This window comes from Streptomyces sp. NPDC037054 (assembly GCF_055606745.1).
Genome location: NZ_JBVJSJ010000007.1, coordinates 96,682 through 114,280, shown reverse-complemented (window position 1 = coordinate 114,280; position 17,599 = coordinate 96,682). Strand labels below are relative to the sequence as shown.

16 protein-coding genes are annotated in these 17,599 nt (G+C 74.3%); 10 read left to right on the top strand and 6 right to left on the bottom strand.

Annotation, left to right across the window (positions count from 1 at the left end; genetic code table 11):
- The first annotated feature begins 436 nt into the window (after positions 1-436).
- The 5 genes from ACZ7D7_RS18435 to ACZ7D7_RS18415 all read left to right on the top strand — a co-directional run bounded on the left by ACZ7D7_RS18435 (position 437) and on the right by ACZ7D7_RS18415 (position 7,350).
- Complete coding sequence (locus ACZ7D7_RS18435) at positions 437-2,191, top strand: glycoside hydrolase domain-containing protein (RefSeq protein ID WP_470825484.1); 1,755 nt, start codon at positions 437-439, stop codon at positions 2,189-2,191.
- 110 nt (positions 2,192-2,301) lie between these two features.
- On the top strand, positions 2,302-4,131 hold the full coding sequence (locus tag ACZ7D7_RS18430) for a gamma-glutamyltransferase family protein (protein ID WP_470825483.1): 1,830 nt from the start codon (positions 2,302-2,304) through the stop codon (positions 4,129-4,131).
- 105 nt (positions 4,132-4,236) lie between these two features.
- Positions 4,237-5,082, top strand: a complete 846-nt coding sequence (locus ACZ7D7_RS18425; RefSeq protein WP_470825482.1) for an inositol monophosphatase family protein — start codon at positions 4,237-4,239, stop codon at positions 5,080-5,082.
- A gap of 209 nt (positions 5,083-5,291) precedes the next feature.
- The gene (locus ACZ7D7_RS18420) at positions 5,292-6,701 is read left to right on the top strand and encodes a phytoene desaturase family protein (protein ID WP_470825481.1); all 1,410 of its coding nucleotides are present in this window, start codon (positions 5,292-5,294) and stop codon (positions 6,699-6,701) included.
- Between the two features lie 139 nt (positions 6,702-6,840).
- Positions 6,841-7,350 (top strand): O-acetyl-ADP-ribose deacetylase, encoded by a 510-nt coding sequence (locus ACZ7D7_RS18415; protein ID WP_470825479.1) that lies wholly within the window; start codon positions 6,841-6,843, stop codon positions 7,348-7,350.
- A 128-nt stretch (positions 7,351-7,478) separates the two neighbouring features.
- Here ACZ7D7_RS18415 and ACZ7D7_RS18410 read toward each other — a convergent pair whose 3' ends face one another.
- A complete protein-coding gene (locus ACZ7D7_RS18410; RefSeq protein WP_470825478.1) occupies positions 7,479-7,841 on the bottom strand; it encodes an ArsR/SmtB family transcription factor in 363 nt (120 codons plus the stop codon).
- 57 nt (positions 7,842-7,898) lie between these two features.
- Between ACZ7D7_RS18410 and ACZ7D7_RS18405 the strand changes: the two genes are divergently transcribed.
- The 3 genes from ACZ7D7_RS18405 to ACZ7D7_RS18395 all read left to right on the top strand — a co-directional run bounded on the left by ACZ7D7_RS18405 (position 7,899) and on the right by ACZ7D7_RS18395 (position 11,877).
- Positions 7,899-9,818 (top strand): heavy metal translocating P-type ATPase, encoded by a 1,920-nt coding sequence (locus ACZ7D7_RS18405; protein WP_470825476.1) that lies wholly within the window; start codon positions 7,899-7,901, stop codon positions 9,816-9,818.
- Between the two features lie 91 nt (positions 9,819-9,909).
- On the top strand, positions 9,910-11,376 hold the full coding sequence (locus ACZ7D7_RS18400; protein ID WP_470825839.1) for an AlkA N-terminal domain-containing protein: 1,467 nt from the start codon (positions 9,910-9,912) through the stop codon (positions 11,374-11,376).
- Between the two features lie 9 nt (positions 11,377-11,385).
- Entirely contained in the window at positions 11,386-11,877 is a 492-nt protein-coding gene (locus ACZ7D7_RS18395; protein WP_470825475.1) for a methylated-DNA--[protein]-cysteine S-methyltransferase, read from the top strand.
- A 29-nt stretch (positions 11,878-11,906) separates the two neighbouring features.
- On the opposite strand, the gene ACZ7D7_RS18390 is transcribed toward ACZ7D7_RS18395, so the two are convergent.
- A complete protein-coding gene (locus tag ACZ7D7_RS18390) occupies positions 11,907-12,635 on the bottom strand; it encodes an SIR2 family NAD-dependent protein deacylase (protein ID WP_470825473.1) in 729 nt (242 codons plus the stop codon).
- A gap of 95 nt (positions 12,636-12,730) precedes the next feature.
- On the opposite strand from ACZ7D7_RS18390, the gene ACZ7D7_RS18385 reads away from it, so the two are divergent.
- Complete coding sequence (locus ACZ7D7_RS18385) at positions 12,731-12,931, top strand: type II toxin-antitoxin system VapB family antitoxin (RefSeq protein ID WP_470825471.1); 201 nt, start codon at positions 12,731-12,733, stop codon at positions 12,929-12,931.
- On the opposite strand, the gene ACZ7D7_RS18380 is transcribed toward ACZ7D7_RS18385, so the two are convergent.
- The gene (locus ACZ7D7_RS18380) at positions 12,906-13,436 is read right to left on the bottom strand and encodes an NUDIX domain-containing protein (protein ID WP_470825469.1); all 531 of its coding nucleotides are present in this window, start codon (positions 13,434-13,436) and stop codon (positions 12,906-12,908) included. The two genes, ACZ7D7_RS18385 and ACZ7D7_RS18380, sit on opposite strands and share 26 nt — an antisense overlap.
- Positions 13,433-14,533 carry an ADP-ribosylglycohydrolase family protein gene (locus ACZ7D7_RS18375; RefSeq protein WP_470825468.1) on the bottom strand — a complete coding sequence of 367 codons (1,101 nt, stop codon included), beginning with the start codon at positions 14,531-14,533 and terminating at the stop codon, positions 13,433-13,435. Before ACZ7D7_RS18375 ends, ACZ7D7_RS18380 begins: the two co-directional genes overlap by 4 nt.
- A gap of 254 nt (positions 14,534-14,787) precedes the next feature.
- Here ACZ7D7_RS18375 and ACZ7D7_RS18370 point away from each other — a divergent pair, with 254 nt between their 5' ends.
- The gene (locus tag ACZ7D7_RS18370; protein ID WP_470825837.1) at positions 14,788-15,906 is read left to right on the top strand and encodes a glycerate kinase; all 1,119 of its coding nucleotides are present in this window, start codon (positions 14,788-14,790) and stop codon (positions 15,904-15,906) included.
- Positions 15,907-16,043: 137 nt separating this feature from the next.
- Here ACZ7D7_RS18370 and pssA read toward each other — a convergent pair whose 3' ends face one another.
- Together pssA and ACZ7D7_RS18360 are read right to left on the bottom strand one after the other, a co-directional pair.
- Positions 16,044-16,862, bottom strand: coding sequence for a CDP-diacylglycerol--serine O-phosphatidyltransferase (gene pssA, locus ACZ7D7_RS18365; protein WP_145871655.1), 819 nt, complete (start codon positions 16,860-16,862; stop codon positions 16,044-16,046).
- Between the two features lie 22 nt (positions 16,863-16,884).
- On the bottom strand, positions 16,885-17,541 hold the full coding sequence (locus ACZ7D7_RS18360) for a phosphatidylserine decarboxylase (RefSeq protein WP_470825467.1): 657 nt from the start codon (positions 17,539-17,541) through the stop codon (positions 16,885-16,887).
- Positions 17,542-17,599: the final 58 nt, after the last annotated feature.

The window sequence follows — 17,599 nt, the reverse complement described above, 5'->3', positions numbered from 1 at the left end:
AGGTGGTCCGCACTGCGGACGGGACGCCAGTGTCACACGAGTCCCGGTGGGGCGGAAGGGTCAACTCGCTGCGTGCTCGGGCGGTGACGCGGCATGCTCGCCGGCCGCACCGGCATGGCGTCTTTGTGTCGATTTGCCGGGTTGCCGGGGGCGGTTGGCGGCGGCGGTCCCCGGCTCGCGCCCGTCACGCCGGAGGTCTGGTCCTGTGGCGGACCGTGATCCGGTGGACACGTCACGGCGGTGGCGCCACACTCGGCTCAGTCCTCTCGGGGGGCCCGGGAACGGATGGGTGGAGGTGCGATGTCACGGCGTGCGATTCCCCATGGATTGTCATGGGCATGGCCACACAGGTGCCGCGGCGTCTGATCAGCAGCACCCGGCCGCCGGTTCGTCCCAAAGGCTTCCCCATCTTCCGTATCCGACCAGGAGTGCCCTGATGTCGTCGTCCCGCATGCCCTGGCGCCTCCGCGCCACCACGGCCGTGCTGGCGGTCCTCGCCGGTACCGGCGCGCTCGCCCTGCCCGGCTCCGCCCAGGCGGCCCCGCCCCCCGACAGCGGCAGCCGGACCGTCACCTACCACGGCTACCGCGTCGAGGTGCCCGCCGACTGGCAGGTGGTCGATCTGGCCGAGAACCCCCGCGCCTGCCTCCGCTTCGACAGACCCGCCGTCTACCTGGGCGAGCCCGCCGACCAGAACGACTGCCCCTCGCGCGTCGTCGGCCGTACCGCGGGCCTCGTCGTGGAGCCCATCACCGCCCGCTCCGCACGCCAGGCGTCGGCGGCGACCGTGCGCACCCCGCGCGGCAAGGCCACCGCGCCGTCCGCCGTCTCCCACAACGACACCATCCAGGTCGCGGTCGAGGACGCGGGGGTCCTCGTCACCGCCGCCCACACCCCGGACACCGAGCGGCAGGTGCGCGGCGTCCTCGCCACGGCCCGGCTCACCGCCGGCGCCGAGCGCACCGAACTGCCCCCCGCCGCACGGCAGTCCGGTGCCACGGCCCTCGCCGCGGCCGGACCGCAGCCCGGCACCTACCTCGGCAAGGGCTTCGACGCCTGCACCGCGCCCTCCCAGGCCGCCATGAACGCCTGGCAGGCGAGCTCCCCGTACAGCGCGGTCGGCGTCTACATCAGCGGCTCCTTCCGCGGCTGCGCCCAGCCCAACCTGACCGCGACCTGGGTGACCAACCAGACCAACAACGGCTGGCGCCTGTTCCCCATCGACGTCGGCCGCCAGGCGCCCTGCACCAACTACTCGCTGAAGATGTCCTACGACCCGGCCACCGCCAAGTCCCAGGGCGTCTCCGCGGCGGCCGCCGCCGTCACCGCCGCCTCCAACCTCGGCATCCCGTCCGGCAGCGCCATCTACAGCGACATCGAGGCGTACACCTCGACCGCCTCCTGCAAGGCCGCCGTGCTGTCCTACCTGTCCGGCTGGACCGAGCGGCTGCACGCGAGCGGCTACCTGTCGGGCTTCTACTCCAGCGCCGCCTCCGGCATCAAGGACGCGGCGAGCGAGTACAACAACAGCGCGTACACGCGCGTCGACCACCTCTTCTACGCCTGGTGGAACGGCGCCGCCGACACCAACACCGGCACGTACGTGCCCTCCACCTACTGGGCCGACCACCAGCGCATCCACCAGTACGTCGGTGAGGTCACCGAGTCCTACGGCGGCTACTCGATCAACATCGACCGCGACTACCTGGACGTCGGCACCGGCTCCGCGCCCGCGCCCACGTGCAGCGGGGCGAACCTCGACTTCACCGCCTACCCCACCGTCCAGACCGGATCGACCGGCAACCTCGTCAAGGCCGCCCAGTGCCTGCTGAAGGCCGCCGGCTACGACCCGGGCGCCCCCGACGGCGTGTTCGGCTCGGCCACGGCCACCGCCGCCCGCAACTTCCAGGCCGCCAAGGGCCTCGCGGCGGACGGCGTGGTCGGCCCGAAGACCTGGACCGCCCTGCTGTCCCGCGGCGCCACCACCACCGTCCAGAACGGCTCGACCGGCGAGGCCGTCACGCGCGTGCAGCGCGCCCTGACCGCCGCGCTCGGCAGGACCGTGGGCATCGACGGCATCTTCGGGTCCGGCACCGGCCAGGCCGTGCGCGACTACCAGTCCTCGCGCGGCCTGACCGTCGACGGCATCGTCGGCCCCGGCACCTGGGGCGCCCTCCAGTCCGGAAAGTGACACTCCGGCACCACCCGCCGAGCCGCTCCCCGTAGCGGCTCGGCGGGCCCGCCGTCCGCGGTGGCATGATCCTGGGCGGACCGACGCACCGCGAGGCACCGAGGTGACAGATGCAGTTCACGACCCGCCCCACCCTCCAGGGCACCTTCGGCATGGTGTCCTCCACCCACTGGCTGGCGTCCCAGTCGGCCATGGCCGTGCTGGAGGACGGCGGCAACGCCTACGACGCGGCCGTCGCCGGAGCGTTCGTGCTGCACGTCGTGGAACCCCACCTCAACGGTCCCGCGGGCGAGGTGCCGATCCTGCTGGCGCCCGCCGGGGCACAGGTGCGGGTGCTGTGCGGGCAGGGCGTCGCCCCCGCCGGCGCGAGCGCCGAGCACTACCGGGACCTCGGCCTCGACCTCGTCCCCGGCACCGGACCGCTCGCCGCTGCCGTGCCCGGCGCCTTCGACGCCTGGATGCTCCTGCTGCGCGACCACGGCACCAAGTCCCTCGCCGACGTCCTCAAGTACGCCGTCGGATACGCCGAGCACGGCCACGCGCCCGTGGAACGCGTCGGCGAGACCGTCGAGACCGTACGGGAGCTCTTCGAGACCGAGTGGACGACCTCCGCCGAGGTCTATCTGCCGAACGGCCGGGCGCCCCGCCCCGGCGAACTGCTGCGCAACCCCGCCCTCGCCGCCACCTGGCGCCGACTGCTCGCCGAGGTGGCCGGCGCCGGCGACCGCGAGGCGCAGATCGACGCCGCGCGCGACGTCTGGCGCACGGGATTCATCGCCGAGGCCCTCGTACGGCAGGCCGCGCGCCCCACCCGCGACACCAGCGGCGAACGCCACACCGGCACGCTGACCGGCGACGACCTCGCCACCTGGTCCGCCGGCTACGAAACCGCGGCGACGTACGACTGGAACGGCTGGACCGTGTGCAAGGCCGGACCCTGGAGCCAGGGCCCGGTGCTCCTCCAGCAACTCGCCCTGCTCCCGCCCGAACTGCCCGAGTACGGCTCCGCCGACTACGTCCACCTGCTGATCGAGGGCTGCAAACTCGCCATGGCCGACCGGGAGGCCTGGTACGGCGACGCCGCCGACGTGCCGCTCGACGACCTGCTGTCGGACGAGTACAACGCCGAACGACGCGCTCTCGTCGGCCGTCGGGCCAACCACGACCTGCGGCCCGGCAGCCCCGGCGGGCGCACCCCGCGGCTGTGCGCGCACACGCGCGTGGCGGCCCCCGCGGGCGCCGCCTTCGACGCGCTCGGCATCGGCGAACCCACCGTCGCCAAGCGGCCCGCCTCACCGGTGCCCGGCGAACCCGACGTGGGCGCCGACGGCCTCACCCGCGGCGACACCTGCCACATCGACGTGGTCGACCGCTGGGGCAACATGATCGCCGCCACCCCCAGCGGCGGCTGGCTCCAGTCCAACCCCGTCGTCCCCGAACTGGGCTTCCCGCTCGGCACCCGCCTGCAGATGGCCTGGCTGGAGGACGGCCTGCCGAACACCCTCACCCCGGGCCGCCGCCCCCGCACCACCCTCACCCCCTCGATCGCGCTGCGCGACGGCGTGCCCGTCATGGCGTTCGGCACGCCCGGCGGCGACCAGCAGGACCAGTGGCAGACCCACTTCTTCCTGGCGGTCGCGCTGCGCTCCCCGGTCCGCGGCGGCCTCGACCTCCAGGGCGCGATCGACGCCCCCAACTGGCACAACGACAGCTTCCCCGGCTCCTTCTACCCGCGCGCGGCGCGGCCCGGCAGCGTCACCGTGGAGTCCCGGTTCGACCCGGCGGTCGTCGGCGAGCTGCGCCGCCGCGGCCATGACGTCGGCGTCGGCGACCCCTGGTCGGAGGGGCGGCTGTGCGCCGTGGCGCGGGACCCCGGCACGGGCGTCCTGTCGGCGGCGGCCAACCCGCGCGGGATGCAGGGGTACGCGGTGGGCCGCTGAGGTGCGGGGGAGGGTCGAGGTGTCCGATCTGGGCGTTCATGGCGATTCCACCCGGAGTACACGGGCCGGGTGGGGATTGTCAGCGGTGCGTGCTCTCATGGAGACATGATCGAAGACAAGGAAACCATCGAAGAGTTTCTCGCCCGCCACTCCACCGACGTGGAGGAAGCGGTCCGCAAGGCCGCCGCGGCCGAGATCATGCCGCGCTTCCGCCGGCTCGCCGCCCACGAGGTCGACCAGAAGGCCGGCCCGCACGACCTGGTCACCGACGCCGACCGCATGGCCGAGCTGTACCTGACGGAGGCGCTCGGCGCCCTGCTGCCCGGCTCCGTCGTGGTCGGCGAGGAAGCCGTCCACGCCAACCCCGCGTCGTACGAGGCGATACGCGGCGACGCGCCGGTCTGGATCATCGACCCCGTGGACGGCACCCGCCAGTTCGTGCACGGCGACACGGGCTTCTGCACCCTCGTCGCGCTCGCCCTGGGCGGCGTCGTGCACGCCTCCTGGACATACGCCGCCGCCCGCGACCAACTCGCCACCGCGGTCCGGGGCAAGGGCGCCCACCTCGACGGTGAGCGGCTGCGCGCGGGTTCGCCCGAGCCCGGCCGGGACCTCCAAGTGGCCACCTCCCACCCGGACTACACGACCGACGAGCAGAAGCGCGCCCTGCTCGGCCTGCGCACCGACGGCGTCGCCCCGCGCGACTGCGGTTCGGCCGGTCTGGAGTACCTCGCCGTCGCCCGGGGCGAATCCGACGCGACCGCGTTCTCCTGGGAGGCCGCATGGGACCACGCCGCGGGCATCCTCCTCGTCGAGGAGGCCGGCGGCGCCCACCTCACCCGCTCGGGCCGCCCCTTCCGCATCACCGGGGGCAACGACCTGCCGTTCACCACGGCCCGCGACGCGGCGACGGCCCGCCGGGTGGCGGACCTGCTGGCACAGTCCGCCTGACGGCCCCCGCCCGGTGACACGGTCCGGCTGCCCCTTGCCGCGCTGACCGTTGCCGGGCCGCCCGCCCGAGGTCTCGCTGCCCGGTTTCCCGGGCCCGCCCCGGCCAGTTGTCCACAGGATGACCACCCGGCCCCCGTGACGGTCCGTGCCCGGGCCTATCCTGATCCCGAGTGGCCATCGGCTGACGAAGGGGTCCGAAGGTGCCGTCGATGCTCGATGCGGTCGTGGTGGGTGCGGGGCCGAACGGGCTGACCGCTGCCGTGGAGCTGGCCCGCCGCGGTTTCGCGGTCGCCGTCTTCGAGGCACGGGACACCGTCGGCGGGGGAGCCCGTACCGAGGAACTCACCCTGCCGGGCTTCCGGCACGACCCGTGCTCCGCCGCCCACCCCCTCGGCATCAACTCACCCGCGTTCCGCGACCTGCCGCTGGAGCGCTACGGCCTGGAGTGGCTGCACGCGCCGCTGCCCATGGCCCACCCCTTCCCGGACGGCTCCGCCGCCGTGCTGTCCCGCTCCGTCGGCGAGACCGCCGCCTCCTTCGGACCGCGCGACGCGGGCACCTACCGCCGGCTGGTCGCGCCGTTCCTCACCAAATGGGACACACTGGCCCGCGACTTCATGTCCCTGCCGCTCAGCGCCCTGCCCCGCGACCCCGTCACCCTCGCCCGCTTCGGGCTCGTCGGCCTGCCCCCGTCGACCTGGCTGATGCGCCGCTTCCGCGACGAGAAGGCGAAGACCCTGTTCGCCGGGCTCGTCGCCCACGTCATGGCCCCCCTCGGCGGCCTCGCGACCGGCGCCGTCGGACTCGTCTTCGCCCTCGCCGCCCACGCCCGCGGCTGGCCCGTGGCCCGCGGCGGCTCCCAGTCGATCTCCGACGCCCTCGCCGGCCTCCTGACCGACCTCGGCGGCACGATCCACACCGACTACGAGGTCAAGCGCCTCGACGACCTGCCGCCCGCCCGCGCCTACGTCTTCGACACCTCGCCCACCGCCCTCGCCCGCATCGCGGGCCTCGGCGGCTACTACGACCGCTACCGCTACGGACCCGGCGTCTTCAAGATCGACTACGCGCTCGACGGACCCGTTCCCTGGACCGCCCCCGAGGCCCGCACCGCCGGCACCGTGCAGGTCGGCGCGGACAGCGCGGAGATCGGCGCCGCCCTGCGCGCCGCCGCCCGCGACGGCCGCGCACCCGACCCGCCGTTCCTCATCACCGTGCAGCCCGGCGTCGCCGACCCGAGCCGCGCCCCGGAGGGCAAGCAGGTCTTCTGGGCGTACGGCCACGTCCCGAACGGCTGGACCGGCGACCTCACCGACGCCGTCGAACGCCAACTGGAGCGATTCGCCCCGGGGTTCCGCGACCTCGTCCTCGCCCGCGCCACGGCGGGACCGCCCGAGATCGCCGCCCGCAACGCCAACTACGTCGGCGGAGACATCGCCGCCGGCGCCGCCTCCGGACTCCAGCTCCTGCTCCGCCCCAAGCTGTCCCTCTTCCCGTACAGCACACCGCACCCGGCCGTCTTCATCTGCTCCTCGGCCACCCCGCCGGGACCGGGCGTCCACGGCATGTCCGGCCACAACGCGGCGAAGGCGGTGTGGCGCCGACTGCGCCGGACCTGAGCGGCGACGCCCCGGAATCCGGGGGCGGCGGGCCCGGATCAGCCGGATCGCGGCGCCGGCGACTCCGCGGGCCCGGCCGCGCGCGGGGCCTCCGCCGCGCCCTTCGAGGACCGGCCCGCCGGCTTCGTACGATGCCCGCATGGCCACCCTCACCCTCGTCCGGGGCGACATCACCCGGCAGAGCGTCGACGCCCTCGTGAACGCGGCGAACTCCTCCCTGCTGGGCGGCGGCGGAGTCGACGGCGCGATCCACCGGCGCGGCGGCCCCGCCGTCCTGGAGGACTGCCGCAGGCTCCGCGCCTCGCGGTACGGCAAGGGCCTGCCCACCGGCCGGGCCGTGGCGACGACCGCGGGGAACCTGGACGCCCGCTGGGTGATCCACACCGTCGGCCCCGTGTACTCCGCGACCGAGGACCGCTCCGGCCTGCTCGCCTCCTGCTACCGCGAGTCCCTCCGCGTCGCCGACGAACTCGGCGCCCGTACGGTCGCCTTCCCCGCGATCTCCACGGGCGTCTACCGCTGGCCGATGGACGACGCGGCCCGCATCGCCGTGGAGACGGTACGGGTGACCGAGACCTCGGTCGAGGAGGTCAGGTTCGTCCTCTTCGACGAGCGGGCCCACGCGGCGTTCGCCGCACAGGTGGGCTGAGCGCCCGAGTTCCCGAGTGCGACCGCGCGGTGGTCGGGGGGCGGCCGACGACGGTCGACGGAGGTCCGGTCCGGGCCGGTGACCGGGTCGCCCGTCGACGCGGCAGATCCGAGGCCGTCACGAGGCCGTCACTCCGCGGCGTCGCTGAGCCCCAGGCGCAGATGCTCCACGTGGTAGACGGCCTGGTCGAGGAGTTCGGCGACGTGGTGGTCGTGCAGCGCGTACACCACCGACCGGCCGCGGCGCTCGCCGACGACCAGGCCGAGGTTGCGCAGCAGCCGCAGCTGGTGCGAGCACGCCGACTGCTCCATGCCTACCTCCGCCGCCAACTCGGTGGCCGGCAGCGGCCCTTCGCGGAGCCTGGCGAGGATCAGCAGCCGGGACGGCGTGGACAGGGCCTGGAGTGTGGTGGCGACGTTCGCGACGTTGTCCGCGTCGAGGCGGACCCGCTCGGCGGTGTCCTGCGCGGGGGTTGCGGCTCCATGACCCATGCCGGTCATCTTACTCACCACACATGAACGAATGAATGTCTCTTCATGTGTTCCTGTATGGTGTCTCGCGTGTCCACGACTCTCGCTCCTCAACGTGTCCCCGCGGCCGGCCGTCCGACGCCCCGGAGCCGCACCCGTGTGCTCGCTCTGCCCGAGGCCCGCTGGGCGCTCGCCGCGACCGTCGCCTTCCTGCTCGGCCTGACCCTCGACCTCGGCGGCGCCCCGGTCTGGGCATACGGTCCGCTGTATGCGGTCGCCTATGTCGCCGGCGGCTGGGAGCCCGCCCTGGAGGGCCTGCGCGCGCTGCGTGAGAAGACCCTGGACGTCGACCTGCTGATGATTGTCGCCGCGCTGGGAGCCGCCGCCATCGGCCAGGTCCTCGACGGCGCCCTGCTGATCGTCATCTTCGCCACCTCCGGCGCCCTGGAGGCCCTGGCCACCGCCCGCACCGCCGACTCCGTCCGCGGCCTGCTCGACCTCGCCCCCGCCACCGCGACCCGGCTGACCGGCGACACCGAGGAGACCGTGCCGACCGCGTCCCTCGCCGTCGGCGACCTGCTGCTGGTCCGGCCGGGGGAGCGCATCGGCGCCGACGGCCGCGTCACGGACGGCACCAGCGAGGTCGACCAGGCGACCATCACCGGCGAGTCGGTGCCGGTCGTCAAGCGCGCCGACGACGAGGTCTTCGCCGGCACCCTGAACGGCACCGGCGCGCTGCGCGTCCGCGTCGAGCGCGACCCCGCCGACTCCGTCATCGCCCGGATCGTCGCCCTGGTCGAGGAGGCGTCCCGCACCAAGGCGCCGACGCAGCTGTTCATCGAGAAGATCGAGCAGCGCTACGCCGTCGGCATCGTCGCCGCCACCCTGGCGGTCTTCGGCGTGCCGCTGGCCTTCGGCGACAGCCTCACGGACGCGCTGCTGCGCGCCATGACCTTCATGATCGTCGCCTCGCCCTGCGCGGTCGTCCTCGCGACGATGCCGCCCCTGCTGTCCGCGATCGCCAACGCCGGCCGGCACGGCGTCCTGGTCAAGTCCGCCGTCGCCATGGAACGTCTCGCCGAGATCGACACCGCCGCCCTGGACAAGACCGGCACCCTCACCGAAGGCACCCCGGAGGTGACCGCCGTCCGCCCGGCGCCCGGCTCCGGGCTCGCCGAGGACGACCTCCTGGCGCTGGCCGCGGCGGCCGAGCACCCCAGCGAGCACCCGCTGGCCCGCGCCGTCGTGACCGCCGCCCGAGCCCGCGGCCTGAACCTGTCGCCCGCGCGGGACTTCACCGCGCTGCCCGGCCGCGGCGTCACGGCCGTGGTCGGCGGAAGCGTGATCGAGGTCGGCCGGGCGGACGCCCCCGAGGGCGACGAGACCACCGTGCGGGTCACCCGGGACGGCACGCCGGTCGGCACGCTCGCCCTCACCGACCGCGTCCGTTCCGACGCGCCCGCGGCCACCGCCGCCCTGACCGCCCTCACCGGTTCCTCACCCGTGCTGCTGACGGGCGACAACGCCCGCGCCGCCGCCCGGGTCGCCACGGCGACCGGCATCACCGACGTCCGCTCGGAGCTGCTTCCCGAGGACAAGGTGAAGGCTGTATGCGGTATCCAGGACACCGGACGCAAAGTGCTGTTCATCGGCGACGGCGTCAACGACGCCCCCGCCCTCGCCGCCGCCCACACGGGCGTGGCCATGGGCCGCGCCGGCTCCGACCTCGCGCTGGAGACCGCGGACGCCGTCGTCGTGCGCGACGAACTCACCGCCGTACCGGCCGCCGTGCGGCTGTCGCGCGCGGCCCGGCGCCTGGTGGTGCAGAACCTCGTCATCGCCGGCACCTTCATCACCGTGCTCGTCGCCTGGGACCTGATCGGCCACCTCCCGCTGCCGCTGGGCGTGGCAGGTCACGAGGGCTCCACGGTCATCGTCGGCCTCAACGGCCTGCGCCTGCTGCGCGAGTCCGCGTGGCGGCGCGCGTCGGCGGGGTGAACGCCAGGTCCCCAGGCCCGGCGAGGTCGATGTCGGATTCTCGCCAGCCAGCGGGCCGCCGGTCCCCGATGCTGGACGCATGCGGAAGGCGATGCACACCGACACCGAGCACTGCGTGCGCGCCGTGCAGTCGAAGGACGCGCGGTTCGACGGCTGGTTCTTCACGGCCGTCCTGACCACCCGCATCTACTGCCGCCCCAGCTGCCCGGTCGTGCCGCCCAAGCCGGAGAACATGACGTTCTACCCGAGCGCCGCGGCCTGCCAGCAGGCCGGTTTCCGGGCGTGCAAACGCTGCCGTCCCGACACCAGCCCCGGCTCCCCGGAGTGGAACCAGCGGGCCGACCTCGTGGCCCGCGCCATGCGGCTCGTCGCCGACGGCGTCGTGGACCGCGAGGGCGTGCCCGGCCTCGCCGCCCGGCTCGGCTACAGCACCCGCCAAGTGGAGCGGCAGCTGCTCGCCGAGCTGGGCGCCGGCCCGCTCGCCCTGGCCCGCGCCCAGCGCGCCCAGACCGCCCGCCTCCTCATCGAGACGACCGCACTTCCCATGGCGCGGATCGCGTTCGCGTCCGGCTTCTCCTCCATCCGCACCTTCAACGACACCGTCCGCGAGGTCTTCGCGCTCGCCCCCACCGAACTGCGCACCCGCGCCCCGAAGACCCCCGGCGGCGCCCCCGGCGCCCTGTCCCTGCGGCTGCCGTTCCGCGCCCCCCTCAACCCCGACAACCTCTTCGGCCACCTCGCCGCCACCGCCGTACCCGGCGTCGAGGAGTGGCGGGACGGCGCCTACCGGCGGACCCTGCGGCTGCCGTACGGGCACGGGATCGTCGCCCTGACCCCGGCCCCGGACCACATCGCCTGCCGCCTCACCCTCACCGACCTGCGGGACCTCACCGTCGCGATCAGCCGCTGCCGCCGCCTGCTCGACCTCGACGCCGACCCCGTCGCCATCGACGCACGGCTCCGCGCCGACCCGGTCCTCGCGCCGCTGGTCGACAAGGCGCCGGGGCGGCGGGTGCCGCGGACGGTGGACGAGGCGGAGTTCGCCGTACGGGCCGTCCTCGGCCAGCAGGTCTCCACGGCCGCCGCCCGCACCCACGCCGCCCGCCTGGTCGCCGCGCACGGCGAGCCCGTCGACGACCCCGAGGGCGGACTCACCCACCTCTTCCCCTCCCCTCAGGCACTCGCCGCCGTGGACCCCGCGACGCTGGCGATGCCGCGCACCCGGCGCACCACGTTCACCACCCTGGTGTCCCGACTGGCGGACGGATCCCTGCACTTGGGCGTCGAGAGCGACTGGCCGCGGGCCCGCGCCGAACTCCTCGCCCTGCCCGGCTTCGGCCCCTGGACCGCCGACGTCGTCGCGATGCGCGCCCTCGGCGACCCCGACGCGTTCCTGCCCACCGACCTCGGCATCCGCCGCGCCGCCCGGGAACTCGGCCTGCCCGCCACGCCGGCCGCGCTCACCGCCCGCGCCGCGGCCTGGCGGCCCTGGCGGGCGTACGCCGTGCAGTACCTGTGGGCGACCGACAGCCACCCGATCAACTTCCTTCCGGTATAAGGACGTTCCGTGACCCAGCACCGACAGCACACCGTCGTCGACAGCCTGTACGGCCCGCTCACCCTCGTCGCCGAGGACGGCATCCTGTGCGGCCTCTACATGGAGGCCCAGCGCCACCGCCCCGCCGAGGAGACCTTCGGCGCACGCGACGCAACACCCTTCGCGCGGGCCGAGGAGCAACTGGAGGCCTACTTCGCGGGCGAGTTGAAGGAGTTCACCCTCGAACTGCGCCTGAACGGCACGCCGTTCCAGCGTCGCGTGTGGGACGAACTGCGCCGCATCCCCTACGGCGAGACCCGCACCTACGGCGAACTCGCCGAACTCCTCGGCGCCCCCAAGGCATCGCGCGCCGTGGGCCTGGCCAACGGCCGCAACCCCATCGGCGTGATCGTGCCCTGCCACCGTGTCATCGGCGCCAACGGCAGCCTCACCGGGTACGGCGGCGGCCTGGACCGCAAGCGCCGCCTGCTGGACTTCGAGCGCGGCACGGGCCTGTTCTGACCTCGGCCGTCGCGGGAACCGACCGCGCGCTACGCCTCCGCGAGCCCGCCCAGCAGCCGGGGCAGCGCCGTCCCGATCGGTTCCCGCACGACCTCGTCGGCGAGCTCGTCGTACGGCGTCGGCTCGGCGTTGACGACGACCAGCCGGGCGCCGTGGTCGACGGCGATCCCGGCGAGCCCCGCGGCCGGCTGCACCCGGAGGCTGCTGCCGACGGCGAAGAACACCTGGCAGGCCTTGGTGACGGCCAGGGCGTCGCCCAGCACCACCGGGTCGAGACGCTCGCCGAACATCACCGTCGCCGACTTCAGGATGCCGCCGCACTCCCGGCACGGCGGGTCCGCCTCACCGGCCTCCACCCGGGCGAGCGCGTCCTCCATCGGCCCGCGCGCGTGACACCGCGTGCACACGAAACTCCGTGCGCTGCCGTGCAGTTCGAGGACCTTGCGGGCGGGCATCCCGGCGAGCTGGTGCAGCCCGTCCACGTTCTGCGTGATCACCCGCACCGGCACCCCGGACCGCTCCAGATCGGCCACCGCGCGGTGCGCCGCGTTGGGCCGCGCGTGCAGCGTCCGGTTCTTCCGCCGCATCTGCCAGGACCGCCGCCGGATCTCCGGATCGCCCATGTAGTACCCGTACGTCACGAGCTTCTCCGCCTCCGGGTCCCGCCGCCACAGGCCGTTGGGGCCGCGGTAGTCGGGGATGCCGGAGTCGGTGGAGATGCCCGCACCGGTGAGGACGGCGACGAGAGGCTTGCTCATGCCGACGAGGGTAGGCCGCGCCCGGCCCGGCGGCGAACGGGATATCCGGTCCCGGACCGGTGCCGCGCGGGCGCCCGGGGTGTTAGCGTCCCGGCATGGCAAAGATCACGGTGTCGCTGGACGCTGAACTCGTCGTGGAAGTCATGGTCCTCGCCGGCGTCGGCAGCCCCCAGGACGCCGTGGAACTCGTCGTCCGTGACTACATCCAGCGCGGCCACCGCACCGAGGCCCGCGTCGCCGAGCGGGACGAGGCGCTGCGCGAGGTGGACGTCAAGCCGCAGGACCACCAGGGCTGAACCGGCCGGGACGGCCGACCGGCCGGCCGCTCTCCAGCTCGACCGTGCCCGCGCCCGAGTCGAGGACGTCCAGCGCCGCCCGCACCCGGCCGAGGAGCGCGCCGAGCAGATGGTCGGCGAGTTCCTCACGCGGCACGAGACGCCAGGACAGCAACTCCTCCTCCTGGAGCCGGATCGCCTTCAGCTCCTCCTCGTCGAGCACCCCGCCGTCGTACAGGTAGGCGACCAGCGGCGGCCGGCCGGGGCCGGGCACCCAGTCGACCGCGAGCAGCCGCCCCGGCTCCCGGTCGAGGCCGATCTCCTCGGCCGTCTCGCGCCGCGCGCCCTGCCGCGGGGTCTCGCCGTCGTCCGACTCGACGGTCCCGCCCGGCAGCGCCCAGCCCTCCCGGTAGTTGGGCTCGACGAGCAGCACCCGTCCCTCGGCGTCACGGAACAGGGCGGCGGCACCGACGAGCGCGCGGGGCAGGGAGGCGATGTAGGCGGCGAAGTCTCCACTGGTGGTCATGCGGGCAGGGTAGCGACCGCCGACTCGGCCAGCCGCAGCGTCCGGCGGGCCAGCTCGCTGATCCGGGCGCCGTCGAAGCCGAACACCGCGCTGCGGACCGTGTCCTGAAGCGGCTCCGTCCACTGGGCCGGAATGCCCCGCGCCCCGGCGAGGACGCCCGCCACCGAGCCCGCCGTCGCGCCGTTGGAGTCGGTGTCCAGGCCGCCGCGGACGGTGAGGGCGAGGGTCCGGGTGAAGTCGCCGTCGCCGTACAGCAGCCCGGCCGTGAGCACGGCGGCGTTCGGCACGGTGTGGATCCAGCCGAGGCCGGCGGTCTCCCCGCCGACCGTCGTCAGGGTGTCCTCCCAGCTCATCCGGGCGTCGTGCAGCGACATCACGCGCCGGACCGTGCGGGCCAGCCGGCTGCTCGCCGGGATCACGGTCAGCGCCCGGTCCAGCGCCTCCCGCACGCCGCCCGCCGTGAACGCCGCCGAGATCAGCGCCGCCGCCCACATCGCGCCGTACACGCCGTTGCCGGTGTGGGACAGCACCGCGTCCCGGCGCGCCAGGTGCGCCGCCCGCGCCGGGTCGCCGGGGCAGGTCCAGCCGAACACGTCGGCGCGGATCAGCGCGCCGATCCACTCCTGGTACGGGTTGTCGTACGTCGCCGTCAGCGGCGGCCGCAGCCCGTTCGCCAGGTTCCGGTACGCCACCCGTTCCGCCGTGAACGTCTGGAGGTAGGGCAGCCGCAGCAGCCACAGCTCGCCGACCTGCTCGGTGCTGAAGCCGAAGCCGCGGGTCTCCAGCAGGTCGAGGCCGAGGATCGCGTAGTCGACGTCGTCGTCCCGGCAGCTGCCGTGGATCCGGCCGCGCACGCACGCCCGCCACTCCGGGCGCAGCTCCCAGGCGTCCCCGTCGCCGCCCGGCGGCTCGGGCAGGTAGTCGGTGAGCGGCAGGGCGGACGCCGCTCGCAGATAGCGGTCGATGCGGTCCCGGGTCCACAGATCGCCCCGCTCGACCGGCTTGCCGAGCATGTTGCCCGCGATCCGGCCCAGCCAGCCCCCGTGCACGCGGTCGGCGAGGTCGGGCGCGGTGCCCGTGGTGCCCACTGGGGTCATTCCTCCGGTCTACCCGATTCGGCCCGCCCGCACCACGGCCCCCGCCGACGGCCCTCATCGGGCTCCGCCAGGGCCTTCCCGCCCTGGTCCAGGGACTGGGCAGGGGCATGACGGCGGGGGCGTCCTCGGTTAAGGTCGCAGCGGCGCGACTGGCCGTGACGTGCGCACGGATGCACGCGGCCCGGAGAGCAAGGGGAAGACGAGTGGCGGACGCTGCAGGGACTGACACCGTGAGGGGCCGGCCGGTCCGGCGGGTGCTCATCGCCGCGGACAAGTTCAAGGGGTCGCTGACGGCCGTGGAGGTCGCCGACCGGGTCACGGCCGGGCTGCGCGGCGTCCTGCCCGACCTGGAGGTGGCGGCGCTGCCCGTGGCCGACGGCGGCGACGGAACGGTGGCCGCGGCGGTCGCGGCCGGGTTCGAGCGGCGCGAGGTGCGCGTCGCCGGGCCCCTCGGCGACGAGGTCACCGCGACCTACGCGCTGCGCGGCGACACGGCCGTCGTCGAGATGGCCGAGGCCAGTGGCCTCCAGCGACTGCCGGCCGGCGTGTTCGCGCCGCTCACGGCCTCCACGTACGGCTCCGGCGAGCTGCTGCGCGCCGCCCTCGACGCGGGCGCGCGGACCATCGTCTTCGGCGTCGGCGGCAGCGCCACCACCGACGGCGGCGCCGGCATGCTGGCCGCGCTGGGCGCCCGCTTCCTCACCAAGGGCGGCGAGCCCGTCCCGCCCGGTGGCGGCGGCCTCGCCGAACTGGAGTCGGCCGACCTGTCCGGCCTCGACCCGCGCCTCGCGGACGTCGAGTTCGTGCTGGCCAGCGACGTCGACAACCCGCTGACCGGCCCGACGGGCGCCCCGGCCGTGTACGGCCCGCAGAAGGGCGCCTCCGCGGACGACGTGGCCGCCCTGGACGCGGCCCTCGCGCACTTCGCCGAGGTCCTCGCGGAGACGGTCGGCCCGAAGGCCGCCGAGTACGCCGCGTCGCCCGGCGCGGGCGCCGCCGGCGGCATCGGGTACGGCGCGATGCTGGTCGGGGCCCGGTTCCGGCCCGGCATCGAGGTGATGCTCGACGTGCTGGGCTTTGCGCCCGCGCTGGAGGGCACCGAGCTGGTGATCACCGGTGAGGGCTCCCTCGACGAGCAGACCCTGCACGGCAAGGCGCCCGCGGGTGTCGCCGCGGCGGCGCGCGCGGCGGGCAAGGACGTCGTCGCGGTGTGCGGGCGCCTGGCGCTGCCGCCGGAGGCGCTGGGGCGGGCCGGGATCCGCCGGGCGTACGCGCTGACGGACGTCGAGCCGGACGTCGCCAAGTGCATCGCGAACGCGGGACCGATCCTGGAGCAGGTGGCGCGGAAGATCGCGAGGGACTTCCTCAGCTGACGAGCTGACGCCGGCCGGGCACGGAAAGGGCCCCGAACCCGTCGATCCCGGGTTCGGGGCCCAACTCCTTTTCGGCTCAAGCGCCGCTACGGCACCCGCGCCGCTACGGCACCCGCGCCGCTACGGCACCCGCGCCGCTACGGCAGCTGCGCCGCCCGCGCCTCGCGCCGGTTGTCGCGGAAGTTGTTCACCCGGCGAGCCGTCGCGAACAGCGGAATCACCGCGCCCATCACCAGCTGCAGCGCGCAGCCCGTCTGGAGCAGCAGCTGCCCGCTCGGCGCGTCGAACGCCCACGCGGCCAGCAGACCCATGCTGAGCACGATCCACGACAGCATGGCCACGGCGAGACGCCCGCGCGGCTTCGGGTACTCCACGCGGCTCACCATCAGCCACGCCGTCCCGAGGATGGCCAGCAGCGTCGCCACGAAGGGCAGCTCGAGCAGGACGATCGAGACGACCGTCAGCGCGCCGAACGGCGACGGCATGCCCTGGAACGTGCCGTCCTTCACCGTGACGCAGGAGAATCTCGCGAGCCTCAGCACCACCGCCAGCAGCACCACGATCGCGCCGACCGCCGCCACCCGCTGGTGCGCGTCGTCGGCGACCATGCCGTAGACCAGGACGAAGTACGCCGGGGCCAGGCCGAAGCTGATCAGGTCCGAGAGGTTGTCCAGCTCCGCGCCCATGGGGGAGGAGCGCAGCTTGCGCGCCACCAGGCCGTCGAACAGGTCGAAGACCGCGGCGCACAGCATCAGGATGACCGCGGTGGCCGCGCTGTGGCGGGCCATGCCGGTCTCCTGGCTGCCCGTGAGGTGCGGGATGAGGATGCCGGTGGTGGTGAAGTACACCGCCATGAAGCCGCACGTGGCGTTGCCGAGCGTGAGGGTGTCCGCTATCGACAGGCGCAGCGAGAGCGGCATCTCCTCCTCGTCGTCCGCCTCGTCGGCCTCGGGCACCCAGCCCGCCTGTGTCTCCGGATCAATCACGGTCAATGCGAGTCACCCCAGCCACGGTCTTCTGACCGACCTCGACCGCCACCTCCACGCCCTCCGGGAGGTACAGGTCGACGCGGGAGCCGAAGCGGATCAGGCCGATCCGCTCGCCCTGCTCGACCTTCGTGCCCTGCGGGACGTACGGCACGATGCGGCGGGCCACCGCGCCGGCGATCTGGATCATCTCGATGTCACCGAGTTCGGTGTCGAAGTGCCAGACGACGCGCTCGTTGTTCTCGCTCTCCTTGTTGAAAGCGGGGACGAAGCCGCCGGGGATGTGCTCGACCGACGTCACCGTGCCGTCCAGCGGCGCACGGTTGACGTGGACGTTGAGCGGGCTCATGAAGATGGCGACGCGCGTGCGGCCGTCCTTCCACGGCATGATGCTCTGCACCACACCGTCGGCGGGCGAGATGACCCGGCCCCGGGTGATCTCGCGCTCGGGGTCGCGGAAGAACCACAGCATCCCCGCCGCCAGCGCGGTGGCGGGGACGGCGACGGCCTTGGCCGTGCCCGAGCGGCGGGCGCGGAGCAGGCTGACGGCTGCGGTGGCGACGGTCGGAAGAAGCCACGGCGATGCTCCGCGCGCGAGGCGTACGCCGACACGGCTGTCGCGAGGTGCAGAGGTTTGGCTGTGGGGCATGGATGACCTTCGTAGCGGATGATGCCGCGCTTCTTGCGGGGGACGGCGGCTTTCCGGC

Coding starts and splice junctions, on each gene's coding strand:
- ACZ7D7_RS18435 (WP_470825484.1), top strand. CDS start 437: ATGTCGTCGTCCCGCATGCCCTGGCGCCTCCGCGCCACCACGGCCGTG.
- ACZ7D7_RS18430 (WP_470825483.1), top strand. CDS start 2,302: ATGCAGTTCACGACCCGCCCCACCCTCCAGGGCACCTTCGGCATGGTG.
- ACZ7D7_RS18425 (WP_470825482.1), top strand. CDS start 4,237: ATGATCGAAGACAAGGAAACCATCGAAGAGTTTCTCGCCCGCCACTCC.
- ACZ7D7_RS18420 (WP_470825481.1), top strand. CDS start 5,292: ATGCTCGATGCGGTCGTGGTGGGTGCGGGGCCGAACGGGCTGACCGCT.
- ACZ7D7_RS18415 (WP_470825479.1), top strand. CDS start 6,841: ATGGCCACCCTCACCCTCGTCCGGGGCGACATCACCCGGCAGAGCGTC.
- ACZ7D7_RS18410 (WP_470825478.1), bottom strand. CDS start 7,841: ATGGGTCATGGAGCCGCAACCCCCGCGCAGGACACCGCCGAGCGGGTC.
- ACZ7D7_RS18405 (WP_470825476.1), top strand. CDS start 7,899: ATGGTGTCTCGCGTGTCCACGACTCTCGCTCCTCAACGTGTCCCCGCG.
- ACZ7D7_RS18400 (WP_470825839.1), top strand. CDS start 9,910: ATGCACACCGACACCGAGCACTGCGTGCGCGCCGTGCAGTCGAAGGAC.
- ACZ7D7_RS18390 (WP_470825473.1), bottom strand. CDS start 12,635: ATGAGCAAGCCTCTCGTCGCCGTCCTCACCGGTGCGGGCATCTCCACC.
- ACZ7D7_RS18385 (WP_470825471.1), top strand. CDS start 12,731: ATGGCAAAGATCACGGTGTCGCTGGACGCTGAACTCGTCGTGGAAGTC.
- ACZ7D7_RS18380 (WP_470825469.1), bottom strand. CDS start 13,436: ATGACCACCAGTGGAGACTTCGCCGCCTACATCGCCTCCCTGCCCCGC.
- ACZ7D7_RS18375 (WP_470825468.1), bottom strand. CDS start 14,533: ATGACCCCAGTGGGCACCACGGGCACCGCGCCCGACCTCGCCGACCGC.
- ACZ7D7_RS18360 (WP_470825467.1), bottom strand. CDS start 17,541: ATGCCCCACAGCCAAACCTCTGCACCTCGCGACAGCCGTGTCGGCGTA.